The sequence below is a fragment of the Pseudomonas sp. PDM17 genome (assembly GCF_014851985.1).
In the GTDB taxonomy this organism is placed as follows: Bacteria; Pseudomonadota; Gammaproteobacteria; order Pseudomonadales; family Pseudomonadaceae; genus Pseudomonas.
Genome location: NZ_JACVAT010000002.1, coordinates 51,249 through 63,682, shown reverse-complemented (window position 1 = coordinate 63,682; position 12,434 = coordinate 51,249). Strand labels below are relative to the sequence as shown.

Genomic DNA, 12,434 nt, shown 5'->3' with positions numbered 1-12,434 from the left:
ATAAATCGACCTGCATGAAAAAGGCCGCCTTGTGGGCGGCCTTTTTCGTGGATGGCAGGATATCAGGCCATCGCTTCCTGAGGTTTGCCCAGCAGGCGGTCGATCACCACCATCACGGCCAGCATGGCGACCGAAGGGATCAGCCAGGCGAGGCCCTGTTCGGCCAGCGGCAGGTGTTCCATCCAGGCCGGCATCCAGGCGTCGAGCTTGGCCCCCTTCAGGGCATCGATGAGACCGAAGACGAAGGAGATCACCATCACCGGAGCGACGATGCGGGTCTGCGAACGCCACAGGCTGGCGCAGAAGCTCAGCGCCACCAGCACGATGCACGGCGGGTAGATGGCGGTCAGCACCGGGATCGAGAACTGGATGAGCTTGGTCAGGCCCAGGTTCGATACCAGCAGCGAGAAGCCGGCCAGGATCACCACCAGGCTGCGGTACGACAGCGGCACGATGCGGCAGAAGTACTCGGCGCAGGCGCAGGTCAGGCCGACGGCGGTCACCAGGCAGGCCAGCGCGATGAGCACGGCGAGGAAGGTGCTGCCCAGTGAGCCGAAGGTGTGCTGCACGTAGGCGTGCAGGACGGCAGCGCCGTTGGCGGCACCGGCGGCGATGTCGTGGCTGCCCGAGCCCAGGCGGAACAGGCTGATGTATACCAGCGCCAGGCCGACCCCGGCGATCAGGCCGGCAATGATGGCGTAACGAGTGATCAGCCGCGGCGAGTCGACACCACGGGAGCGGATCGCGTTGACGATGACGATGCCGAAGACCAGCGCGCCGAGGGTGTCCATGGTCAGGTAGCCATTGACGAAGCCCTGGGAGAACGCCGCGGCCTGGTAGGCCGGTTCAGCGACGCCGATGGGGCCGGCCGGCAGCATGAAGGCGGCGATGCCCAGTGCGGCCAGGGCGATGATCTTCAGCGGCGCGAGGAAGCGGCCGACGGTATCGAGCAGCTTGCCCGGATACAGCGAGATCACCAGCACCACCGCGAAGTACACAAGGCTGTAGAGGAACAGCGGCAGCGCGCCCTCCCCGGTCAACGGCGCGAGGCCGACTTCGAAGGAAACGGTGGCGGTACGCGGGGTGGCGAACAGCGGCCCGACCGACAGGTAGCAGACAGCCGCCAGCAAGCCGCCGGCGACCTTGCCGATGGGGTGGCTCAGGGTGTCCATCGCACCACCGACCTTGGCCAGCGCGACGACAGTGATCACCGGCAGGCCGACCGCGGTGATCAGGAAGCCCAGCGCGGCCATCCACACGTGCGGCCCCGACTGCAGGCCCACGATCGGCGGGAAGATGATGTTACCCGCGCCGACGAACAGCGCGAAGGTCATAAAACCAAGTGCCAGGACGTCCTGGCCTTTCAAGACTTTCATGAAGGGAAATACCACAGTGCTGAAACGGTTTCGTGGTCTCCCAAGGCACGCACACCATACAGACGTGACAAAGCCGCATCGAACGGGATTGGCCGACTCACGCTGGGCGAGCCTGGGCATCCTGTGATGCTGCTGTCATCGGTACGGTGATTTGTTCTTGGAAGTCCGATAGCAGAGGTTTTCCATGGGCTCGTGGCCCGGTTGCTCCTGCATTCTGGTTATCCCGACATCCTTGCCGGTCAGGAATCGCCGTCGCTTCCGGGTAGGAATGGACGGTGAGCGAGCCTTCCCTTGTGGGGAACGCGACGCTTCATATAGTTGCTAGCCTAACGATCTATTCCGATGAACTGCACTGACATACGTCAGATCGTCCGCGGAATGAAAGCGGGTGTCGCCTGAACGACACTTTGTAGACGCCGCCATAACGACAGAGGCCACCCGAAGGTGGCCTCTGTTGATGGACGGTTAAATAAGCGAGGCGCTTACTTGACCGGCCAGCCGGTCAGCTCGGCCAGGGCCTTGCCGATGTCAGCCAGGGAACGCACGGTTTTCACGCCAGCGTCCTGCAGGGCAGCGAACTTCTCGTCCGCAGTGCCCTTGCCACCGGAGATGATGGCGCCCGCGTGGCCCATGCGCTTGCCGGGCGGTGCGGTTACACCAGCGATGTAGGACACCACCGGCTTGGTCACGTTGGCCTTGATGTAGGCAGCCGCTTCTTCTTCGGCCGAACCACCGATTTCGCCGATCATCACGATGGCTTCGGTTTTCGGGTCTTCCTGGAACAGCTTCAGGATGTCGATGAAGTTGGAGCCAGGGATCGGGTCACCACCGATGCCCACGCAGGTGGACTGGCCGAAGCCGGCGTCAGTGGTCTGCTTCACGGCTTCGTAGGTCAGGGTGCCGGAACGCGACACGATGCCTACCTTGCCCGGCAGGTGGATGTGACCCGGCATGATGCCGATCTTGCACTCGCCGGGAGTGATCACGCCCGGGCAGTTCGGGCCGATCAGGCGTACGCCCAGCTCGTCGCACTTGACCTTGGCTTCCAGCATGTCGATGGTCGGGATGCCTTCGGTGATGCAGACGATCAGCTTGATGCCGCCGAAGGCCGCTTCCAGGATCGAGTCCTTGCAGAACGGAGCCGGAACGTAGATGACCGAAGCGTCAGCGCCGGTAGCTTCCACGGCTTCCTTGACGGTGTTGAACACCGGCAGACCCAGGTGGGTGGTGCCGCCCTTGCCGGGGGTCACGCCGCCAACCATCTTGGTGCCGTAGGCAATGGCTTGTTCGGAGTGGAAGGTACCCTGCGAGCCGGTGAAGCCCTGGCAGATGACTTTGGTGTCTTTATTGATCAGGACGCTCATTACTTACCCTCCGCGGCCTTGACGACTTGCTGGGCAGCGTCGGTCAGGCTGGTCGCCGCGATGATGTTCAGACCGCTTTCGGCCAGGACCTTGGCGCCGAGGTCGGCGTTGTTGCCTTCCAGACGAACGACAACAGGGATTTTCACGCCGACTTCTTTCACGGCGCCGATGATGCCTTCGGCAATCATGTCGCAGCGAACGATGCCGCCGAAGATGTTCACCAGAACGGCAGCGACGTTGCTGTCGGACAGGATGATCTTGAACGCTTCGGTCACGCGCTCTTTGGTGGCACCGCCGCCAACGTCGAGGAAGTTGGCCGGCTTGCCGCCGTGCAGGTTGACGATGTCCATGGTGCCCATGGCCAGGCCAGCGCCGTTGACCATGCAGCCGATGTTGCCTTCCAGTGCGACGTAGTTCAGTTCCCACTTCTGCGCATGGGCTTCACGAGCGTCGTCCTGGGACGGGTCGTGCATGGCGCGCAGCTTGGGCTGACGGTACATGGCGTTGGAGTCGATGTTGATCTTGGCGTCCAGGCAGTGCAGGTTGCCGTCTTTCTTGATCACCAGCGGGTTCACTTCCAGCAGTGCCAGGTCGTAGTCCTGGAACAGCTTGGCCAGGCCAACGAAGATGTGGGTGAACTGCTTGATCTGGTCGCCTTTGAGGCCCAGCTGGAAAGCCAGCTCACGGCCCTGGTAGGGCTGAGCGCCAACCAGCGGATCGATGGTGGCCTTCAGAATCTTCTCGGGAGTCTCGTGCGCAACTTTCTCGATGTCCACGCCACCTTCGGTGGAGGCCATGAAGACGATGCGACGGCTGGAACGGTCGACAACGGCGCCGAGGTACAGCTCCTTGTCGATGTCGGTGCAGGATTCCACCAGGATCTTGCTGACCGGCTGGCCGTTGGCGTCAGTCTGGTAAGTCACCAGACGCTTGCCCAGCCAGTTGGCGGCGAACGCCTTGGCGTCCTCTTTGCTCTTGACCAGCTTCACACCGCCCGCTTTACCGCGGCCACCGGCGTGTACCTGGGCTTTAACGACCCACTCGGTACCACCGATTTTTTCACAGGCTTCTGCGGCCTCTTCGGGTGTGTCGACGGCGAAGCCCTTGGATACGGGCAGGCCGTACTCAGCGAACAGCTGCTTACCCTGATATTCGTGGAGATTCATGCTTGTCTACCGTTTTCGTCTTGGGTATTGCGCATTCGGCGCGGCGCTCGTGGCACCACGCCACCTGTGACCGAGTCCCCCTCGGGGGAGAAACGATCCGGCGGGATGGACGGCAGCCCCTCGCAAAAGACTGCCGCCCTCCCCGCCGTGGTCCCGTTCCTTAGCGCTTCTTGCGGTTGGCGATGTGGATGGCGTGGCCATTCACTGCCAGGGCCGCTTCGTGCAGCGCTTCGGACAGAGTCGGGTGGGAGAAGACCATCATGCCCAGGTCTTCGGCACTGGTACCGAATTCCATGCCGATCGCGCCTTGCTGAACCAGCTCGGCGGCGCTCGGGCCGATCACGTGGACGCCCAGTACGCGGTCGGTCTTGGCATCGGCGATGACCTTGACCAGACCGCCGGTGTCGTTGGCAGCCATGGCGCGGCCGCTGGCGGCGAACGGGAAGGTACCGACGTTGACTTCGACGCCTTCACCCTTGAGCTGCTGCTCGGTCTTGCCGACCCATGCGATTTCCGGGTGGGTGTAGATCACCGACGGAATCAGGTCGTAGTTCATCTGGGCCTTGTGGCCGGCGATGCGCTCGGCAACCATCACGCCTTCTTCCGAGGCCTTGTGCGCCAGCATGGCGCCGCGGACCACGTCACCGATGGCGTAGACGCCCGGAACGCTGGTCTTGCACTGGTCGTCGACGAAGATGAAGCCACGCTCGTCCAGGGTCACGCCGCTGTCGGCAGCCAGCAGATCGGTGGTCACCGGGCGACGGCCCACGGCCACAATCAGCTTGTCGAAGACTTCCTTCTGCTCGCCGTTGGCGTCGGTGAAGGTCACGGTGACCTGCTTCTTCTTCACGTCCGAACCGGTAACGCGAGCGCCCAGGCGGATGTTCAGACCTTGCTTGGTCAGGGTCTTCAGGGCTTCCTTGGCGATCTGCTCGTCGGCAGCCGGGAGGAACTTGTCCAGGGCTTCCAGGACGGTGACTTCAGCGCCCAGGCGAGCCCAGACCGAACCCAGCTCCAGGCCGATGACGCCAGCGCCGATCACGCCGAGTTTCTTCGGTACGCTCTGGAATTCCAGGGCGCCGGTGGAGTCGACGATGATGTCTTCGGTCAGCGGGGCCGGCGGGATTTCAACCGGCTTGGAGCCCGAAGCGATGATGATGTTGTCGGCTTCCAGAACCTGGGTCTTGCCGTCCAGGCCGGTCACTTCGACCTGCTTGTTGGCCAGGACCTTGCCGTGGCCTTCGAAGGAGGTCACGCCGTTGGCCTTGAACAGGGTGGCGATGCCGCCGGTCAGGTTCTTCACGATGTTGGCCTTGCGACCAATCATCGCCGGAACGTCCATCTTCACTTCGCCAGTGGAGATACCGTGAACGTCGAAGCTCTCTTTGGCTTCCTTGTACTTCCAGGAGCTGTCCAGCAGCGCCTTGGACGGAATGCAGCCTACGTTCAGGCAGGTACCGCCGAGAGCGACCTTGCCCTCTTTACCGATGTACTTCTCGATGCAAGCGGTCTTCAGGCCGAGTTGGGCGGCACGGATGGCGGCTACGTAACCGCCGGGGCCGGCACCAATCACAACCACGTCGAATTTCTGGCTCATGTCTCAATCCTTATTCCGGTGAAGCGGACGGCCCCTTGCGGGGCCGTCGTGTAGTACGGGGCCGTCGTGTGAACTGACGTATCAGACGTCGAGCAGCAGGCGAGCCGGATCTTCCAGCAGATCCTTCATGGTGACCAGGAAGCTTACCGCTTCCTTGCCATCGATCATGCGGTGATCGTAGGACAGCGCCAGGTACATCATCGGCAGGATCACTACCTGGCCATTAACGGCCATCGGGCGTTCCTGGATCTTGTGCATGCCGAGGATGGCGGTCTGCGGCGGGTTGACGATCGGAGTCGACAGGAGGGAACCGAATACGCCACCGTTGGAAATGGTGAAAGTACCACCGGTCATGTCTTCGATGGACAGCTTGCCGTCTTTGGCTTTCTTGCCGAAGGTGGCGATACCGTTCTCGATCTCGGCCAGGCTCATGAACTCGGCGTTGCGCAGAACCGGTACGACCAGACCGCGGTCGCTGGAAACTGCCACACCGATGTCCTGGTAGCCGTGGTAGACGATGTCGTTGCCGTCGATCGAGGCATTGACGCCCGGGAAGCGCTTCAGGGCTTCGGTGGCGGCCTTGACGAAGAAGGACATGAAGCCCAGGCGAACGCCGTTGTGCTTCTTCTCGAACAGGTCCTTGTACTTGTTGCGCAGGTCCATGATCGGCTTCATGTTGACTTCGTTGAAGGTAGTCAGCATGGCCATGGAGGACTGGGCTTCGACCAGACGCTCGGCAACCTTGGCGCGCAGGCGGGTCATCGGCACGCGCTTCTCGACGCGGTCGCCAGCGGCGAACACGGGAGCAGCGGCAGCGGCCGGAGCAGCTGCCTTGGCGGCCGGAGCGGCAGCCGGGGCATTCTTCTTGGCTTCAACGGCGGCTACGACGTCTTCCTTGGTCACGCGACCGCCCTTGCCGGTGCCGGCCAGGCTGTTCGGGTCGATGCCGTTCTCTTCGGCCAGCTTGCGGGCAGCCGGCGAGAGGATGTTGTCGTCGCCGGCAGCGGCGGCCGGGGCAGCAGCAGCCGGTGCGGCAGCCGGAGCCGAGGCAGCAGCCGGAGCGGCAGCGGCAGCACCGCCTTCGCTCAGCTTGCCCAGCAGTTCGTTGGAAAGAACGGTGTCGCCTTCGTTCTTGACGATCTCAGCCAGGACGCCGTCGGCCTCGGCCAGTACTTCGATCACGACCTTGTCGGTCTCGATGTCGACGATCAGCTCGTCACGCTTGACGGCTTCACCGACCTTCTTGTGCCAGGTTGCGACGGTGCCGTCGGCAACCGATTCCGGGAAGGTTGGGGCTTTGATTTCGATAGCCATTATGTGTGTTTCCTTAAATTCGGTATCAACTGCGCGTTGGCGTTAAACGGTGAAGGCGTCCTGCAGCAGTTTTTCCTGCTGCTCGGCGTGCATCGAAGCGTAGCCGCAAGCCGGAGCTGCCGAGCCTTCGCGGCCCGCGTATTCCAGGTTGAGACCTTTCTTGTGCGCGGCGATGACACGACGCATGTGGTGCTGCGAGCAGAACCAGGCGCCCTGGTTCATCGGCTCTTCCTGGCACCAGACGATGTGCTTGAGGTTCTTGTACTGCGACAGCACCTCGGTCAGATCGTCTTCCGGGAAGGGATACAGCTGCTCGATACGAACGATCGCGATGTTCTCGAGACCTTCGGCACGACGCTTCTCCAGCAGGTCGTAGTAGACCTTGCCGCTGCACAGCACGATGCGGTCGACTTTCTTCGGATCCAGGCTGTCGATCTCGTTGATCACAGTCTGGAACGAACCGTCGGCCAGATCTTCCAGGGTCGAGATGGCCAGCTTGTGACGCAGCAGCGACTTCGGAGTCATCACGATCAGCGGCTTGCGCAGCGGACGGATCACCTGACGACGCAGCATGTGGTAGACCTGAGCCGGAGTAGTCGGCACGCAGACCTGGATGTTCTGCTCGGCGCACAGCTGCAGGTAACGCTCCAGACGCGCGGAGGAGTGCTCCGGACCCTGGCCCTCGTAACCGTGCGGCAGCAGCATGGTCAGACCACACAGACGTTGCCACTTGGTTTCGCCGCTGGTGATGAACTGGTCGATCACGACCTGTGCACCGTTGGCGAAGTCACCGAACTGCGCTTCCCACACCACGAGTGCATCCGGGGTGGTGGTGGCGTAGCCGTATTCGAACGCCAGTACAGCTTCTTCCGAGAGGTAGGAGTCGTACAGGCTGACGCGCGGCTGGCCGTCGAACAGGTTGGCCAGCGGGATGTAGACCGAGTCGTCCTTCTGGTTGTGCAGCGCCGCGTGGCGGTGCGAGAAGGTGCCGCGGCCGACGTCCTGACCGGTCATGCGGACCGGGTGACCTTCGAACAGCAGGGTGGCGTAGGCCAGGTTCTCGGCGAAGCCCCAGTTGATCGGGAAGCCACCGGCAGCCATCTTGGCGCGGTCTTCGTAGATCTTCTGTACCTGACGCTGCATGACGAAGCCGTCCGGGGTTTCCAGCAGCTTGTTGGACAGGTCCTGCAGGGTCTTCAGGTCGCAACGGGTGTCGTGACGGGCGGTCCAGGCATGGCCGATGTACGGACGCCAGTCGACGAAGAGCTCCTTGTTGGGCTCCTTCACCAGGCTCTTCACCACGTGCAGGCCGTTGTCGAGAGCGTCGCGGTATTCGTCGACCTTCTCCTGGGCCTGCTCGGTGGTCTGCACGCCAGCGGCGATCAGCGCGTCGGCATACAGGTCACGGGTGGTGCGCTGCTTGGCGATCTGCTGATACATCATCGGCTGGGTGCCGCTCGGCTCGTCGGCCTCGTTGTGGCCGCGACGACGGTAGCAGACCAGGTCGATGACCACGTCACGCTTGAACTGCATGCGGTAATCGATGGCCAGCTGGGTCACGAACAGGACCGCTTCCGGATCGTCGCCATTCACATGGAAGATCGGCGCCTGGATCATCTTCGCCACGTCGGTCGCGTACTCGGTGGAACGAGCATCGTCCTGACGGCTGGTGGTGAAGCCGACCTGGTTGTTGATCACGATGTGGATGGTGCCGCCCGTCTTGTAAGCACGGGTCTGCGACATCTGGAAGGTTTCCATGACCACGCCCTGCCCCGCGAAGGCGGCATCGCCGTGGATGGAGATCGGCACGACCTTGTCGCCGCTGCCGTCTTTACGACGGTCCTGACGAGCGCGTACCGAGCCCTCGACCACCGGGGAAACGATTTCCAGGTGCGAGGGGTTGAACGCCAGGGCCAGGTGGACTTCGCCGCCGGTGGTCATGACGTTGGAGGAGAAGCCCTGGTGGTACTTCACGTCACCCGAGCCCAGTTCGACCAGTTTCTTGCCTTCGAACTCGTCGAAGAGGTCGCGCGGGTTCTTGCCCAGGGTGTTGACCAGGACGTTCAGACGGCCACGGTGGGCCATGCCGATGACGATTTCCTTGACGCCGTAGGAGCCGGAGCGCTGGATGATCTCGTCGATCATCGGGATCAGGCTCTCGCCGCCTTCCAGGCCGAAGCGCTTGGTGCCCGGGTACTTGGTGCCCAGGTACTTTTCCAGGCCTTCGGCAGCGGTCAGGCGCTCGAGCAGGTGGGAACGGGCGTCGGCGGAATACGTCGGACGGCCGCGCACGCTTTCAAGGCGCTGGGCGAACCAGTGGCGCTGCTCGGAATCGACGATGTGCATGAACTCGGCGCCGATGGTGCTGCAGTAGGTCTGCTTCAGCGCATCGATGATTTCACGCAGGGTCGCTTCTTCCTTGCCGATGTAGAGCTCACCGGTACGGAAAGTAGTGTCGAGGTCTGCAGCGGTGAGCCCGTAGTGTTCGAGCGACAGATCGGAGGGAGCGGTACGCACCCAGAGACCCAGCGGATCGAGCGATGCTGCCTGATGTCCACGCAGACGGTATGCCAGGATCAGACGCAGGACTTCAACCTGCTTTTTCTCGTGCTCGGTGCTTACGCTGCCAGCGGAAACAGGCGCAGCGCGGCGCTGGTTCTTGGCCAGGAGTACGAAATGATCACGGATAGAGGAATGCGAGACGTCGGGGGCAGGATTGCCGTCGGCGGGGAGCTTCTGGAAGTACGTGCGCCACTCTTCTGGCACAGCGTTCGGGTCGTGCAGGTAGAGCTCGTAGAGCTCTTCGACGTAGGCAGCGTTTCCACCGGATAGATGGGCACTGTTCCACATCCGCTGCATTACGCTTTCGTGCATGCTTGGTCACCCTCGGTAAGGGGACTCCACCTGTGGAATCTCTGGCGCGAAGTCATACACAGCGACTTCAAGCCACCGATCCCCGCAGATAGTCCGGGTACCAGCCCGGATGCCCCTGCTGGTCATATATACGTTTTCAAAACAGGACCCCCGCTTTGTGGGCTTGGGTCCTAGGGACTGTACCGCCGGAAAATGTTCCGGCGGCACAGGTGTCGCTCTTGCAATGATCTTTGGGCGCGAGGCCCTCGGATCAAGTGCCGCTCTGCAGCAGCATGTTACGGATGTGACCGATTGCCTTGGTGGGGTTCAGACCCTTCGGGCAGACGTTCACGCAGTTCATGATCCCGCGGCAGCGGAAGACGCTGAACGGGTCATCCAGGCTCGCCAGGCGCGCCTGAGTTTCGGTGTCACGGCTGTCGGCCAGGAAGCGATAGGCTTGCAGCAGTGCGGCGGGACCCAGGAACTTGTCGGGGTTCCACCAGAACGACGGGCAGGAGGTCGAGCAGCAGGCGCACAGGATGCACTCGTACAGACCGTCCAGCTTCTCGCGCTCTTCCGGGCTTTGCAGACGTTCGATGGCCGGCGCTGCATATTTGTTCTGCAGGAACGGCTTCACGCTCTCGTACTGCTTGTAGAAGATGCGCATGTCGACGACCAGGTCACGGATGACCGGCAGGCCGGGCAGCGGGCGAATGACCAGCTTGCCGCCCTTCAGGCCAACGGCCGACAGGGGGGTGATGCAGGCCAGGCCGTTCTTGCCATTCATGTTCATACCGTCGGAACCGCACACGCCTTCACGGCAGGAACGACGGTAGGAGAAGCCCTCGTCCTGTTCCTTGATCAGCGCCAGCACGTCCAGGACCATGATGTCCTTGCCGTCGGTATCGACCTGGAAGTCCTGCATGTAAGGTGCAGCGTCCTTCTCAGGGTTGTAGCGGTAAACACTCACTTGCAACATGGCGGGCACCCTTAGTAAGTACGAACCTTGGGTTCGAATGCCGGAACAGTTTTCGGCGCGAAGTTGACGGCACGCTTGGCTACACGCTTCTCACCCGGGAAGTACAGGGTGTGGCACAGCCAGTTCTCGTCATCGCGCTCCTCGAAGTCTTCACGGGCATGCGCGCCGCGGGACTCTTTGCGGGCTTCTGCCGCAATCGCAGTGGCTTCGGCCACTTCGAGGAGGTTCTGCAGTTCCAGCGCTTCGATACGCGCCGTGTTGAATGCCTGGCTCTTGTCGTTGATCTTGACCGCAGCGATACGCTCACGCAGATCAGCCAGCTGAGCGATACCTTTCTGCATGTATTCGCCGGTACGGAACACACCGAAGTAGTTCTGCATGCAGGATTGCAGCTCGCGCTTGAGCGGAGCGACTTCTTCGCCGCTGGTGCGCTCGTTCACGCCGTTCAGGCGCTTGAAAGCGGACTCCAGGTCGGACTCGGAAGCCTGGCGGTGCTCGATACCATCCTTGAGCGCCTTCTCCAGGTGCAGACCGGTGGCACGACCGAACACAACCAGGTCGAGCAGCGAGTTGCCGCCCAGGCGGTTGGCGCCGTGTACCGATACGCAAGCCACTTCGCCTACGGCGAACAGGCCTTCGATGATCTGCTCGTTGCCGTTGGCGTCCATGGTCAGGGCCTGGCCATGGATGTTGGTGGCAACGCCGCCCATCATGTAGTGGCAGGTCGGGATAACCGGGATCGGAGCGACAACCGGGTCAACGTGGGCGAAGGTCTTGGACAGTTCGCAGATGCCAGGCAGGCGGCTGTGCAGAACTTCTTCGCCGAGGTGGTCGAGCTTCAGCAGTACGTGGTCCTTGTTCGGGCCCACGCCGTTGCCGGCGATCACTTCTTTAACCATGGAGCGGGCAACCACGTCGCGGCCGGCCAGGTCTTTCGCGTTCGGAGCGTAACGCTCCATGAAACGCTCGCCATGGGCGTTGATCAGGTAGCCACCTTCACCGCGGCAACCTTCGGTGACCAGTACACCAGCGCCGGCGATGCCGGTCGGGTGGAACTGCCACATCTCGATGTCCTGCACCGGCACGCCAGCGCGCAGGGCCATACCGATGCCGTCACCGGTGTTGATCAGGGCGTTGGTGGTGGAGGCGTAGATACGGCCGGCACCGCCAGTGGCCAGGACCACGGCTTTGGAGCGGATATAAACGGTGTCGCCGGTTTCGATGTCGATGGCGATGACGCCAACCACATGACCGTCCTGGTTCTTCACCAGGTCAACCGCGTACCACTCATTAAGGAAGGAAGTACCGCTCTTCAGGTTGGCCTGATAGAGAGTGTGCAGCAGGGCGTGACCGGTACGGTCAGCCGCGGCGCAGGTACGGGCAGCCTGGCCACCCTTGCCGAAGTCCTTGGACTGGCCACCGAACGGACGCTGGTAGATGCGACCCTGCTCGGTACGGGAGAACGGCAGACCCATGTGTTCCAGTTCGAACACGGCTTCCGGGCCGACGGAGCACATGTATTCGATAGCGTCCTGGTCACCGATGTAGTCGGAGCCCTTGACGGTGTCGTACATGTGCCAGCGCCAATCGTCGTTCGGGTCGGCCGAAGCGATGGCGCAGGTGATGCCGCCCTGGGCGGATACGGTGTGCGAACGGGTCGGGAAGACCTTGGTCACCACGGCAGTCTTGTGACCGCCCTGGGCCAGTTGCAGCGCAGCGCGCATGCCGGCGCCGCCACCACCAACGATGATGGCGTCGAAGGAAAGAGTACGAATGCTAGCCATG

8 protein-coding genes are annotated in these 12,434 nt (G+C 62.4%); all 8 read right to left on the bottom strand.

The genetic code is table 11. From position 1 onward, the window contains the following. Nucleotides 1-62 precede the first annotated feature (62 nt). Nucleotides 63-1,376, bottom strand: a complete 1,314-nt coding sequence (brnQ, locus tag IB256_RS06155; RefSeq protein ID WP_192295134.1) for a branched-chain amino acid transport system II carrier protein — start codon at nt 1,374-1,376, stop codon at nt 63-65. Nucleotides 1,377-1,858: 482 nt separating this feature from the next. Next, a complete protein-coding gene (gene sucD / locus IB256_RS06150) occupies nt 1,859-2,740 on the bottom strand; it encodes a succinate--CoA ligase subunit alpha (protein ID WP_038803160.1) in 882 nt (293 codons plus the stop codon). After that, entirely contained in the window at nt 2,740-3,906 is a 1,167-nt protein-coding gene (gene sucC, locus IB256_RS06145) for an ADP-forming succinate--CoA ligase subunit beta (RefSeq protein WP_015477516.1), read from the bottom strand. Before sucC ends, sucD begins: the two co-directional genes overlap by 1 nt. Before the next feature lie 160 nt (nt 3,907-4,066). After that, nucleotides 4,067-5,503: a dihydrolipoyl dehydrogenase gene (lpdA, locus tag IB256_RS06140; protein ID WP_081516701.1), complete on the bottom strand. Its 1,437-nt coding sequence runs from the start codon at nt 5,501-5,503 to the stop codon at nt 4,067-4,069. Nucleotides 5,504-5,584: 81 nt separating this feature from the next. Next, nucleotides 5,585-6,817 (bottom strand): 2-oxoglutarate dehydrogenase complex dihydrolipoyllysine-residue succinyltransferase, encoded by a 1,233-nt coding sequence (gene odhB, locus IB256_RS06135; protein ID WP_138525723.1) that lies wholly within the window; start codon nt 6,815-6,817, stop codon nt 5,585-5,587. A gap of 42 nt (nt 6,818-6,859) precedes the next feature. Continuing rightward, entirely contained in the window at nt 6,860-9,691 is a 2,832-nt protein-coding gene (locus IB256_RS06130; RefSeq protein ID WP_081516699.1) for a 2-oxoglutarate dehydrogenase E1 component, read from the bottom strand. A gap of 250 nt (nt 9,692-9,941) precedes the next feature. Next, complete coding sequence (locus IB256_RS06125) at nt 9,942-10,649, bottom strand: succinate dehydrogenase iron-sulfur subunit (RefSeq protein ID WP_045208028.1); 708 nt, start codon at nt 10,647-10,649, stop codon at nt 9,942-9,944. Between the two features lie 11 nt (nt 10,650-10,660). Further along, nucleotides 10,661-12,433, bottom strand: coding sequence for a succinate dehydrogenase flavoprotein subunit (gene sdhA, locus IB256_RS06120; protein ID WP_045208031.1), 1,773 nt, complete (start codon nt 12,431-12,433; stop codon nt 10,661-10,663). Between the last annotated feature and the right edge of the window lies 1 nt (nt 12,434).

Coding starts and splice junctions, on each gene's coding strand:
- brnQ (WP_192295134.1), bottom strand. CDS start 1,376: ATGAAAGTCTTGAAAGGCCAGGACGTCCTGGCACTTGGTTTTATGACC.
- sucD (WP_038803160.1), bottom strand. CDS start 2,740: ATGAGCGTCCTGATCAATAAAGACACCAAAGTCATCTGCCAGGGCTTC.
- sucC (WP_015477516.1), bottom strand. CDS start 3,906: ATGAATCTCCACGAATATCAGGGTAAGCAGCTGTTCGCTGAGTACGGC.
- lpdA (WP_081516701.1), bottom strand. CDS start 5,503: ATGAGCCAGAAATTCGACGTGGTTGTGATTGGTGCCGGCCCCGGCGGT.
- odhB (WP_138525723.1), bottom strand. CDS start 6,817: ATGGCTATCGAAATCAAAGCCCCAACCTTCCCGGAATCGGTTGCCGAC.
- IB256_RS06130 (WP_081516699.1), bottom strand. CDS start 9,691: ATGCACGAAAGCGTAATGCAGCGGATGTGGAACAGTGCCCATCTATCC.
- IB256_RS06125 (WP_045208028.1), bottom strand. CDS start 10,649: ATGTTGCAAGTGAGTGTTTACCGCTACAACCCTGAGAAGGACGCTGCA.
- sdhA (WP_045208031.1), bottom strand. CDS start 12,433: ATGGCTAGCATTCGTACTCTTTCCTTCGACGCCATCATCGTTGGTGGT.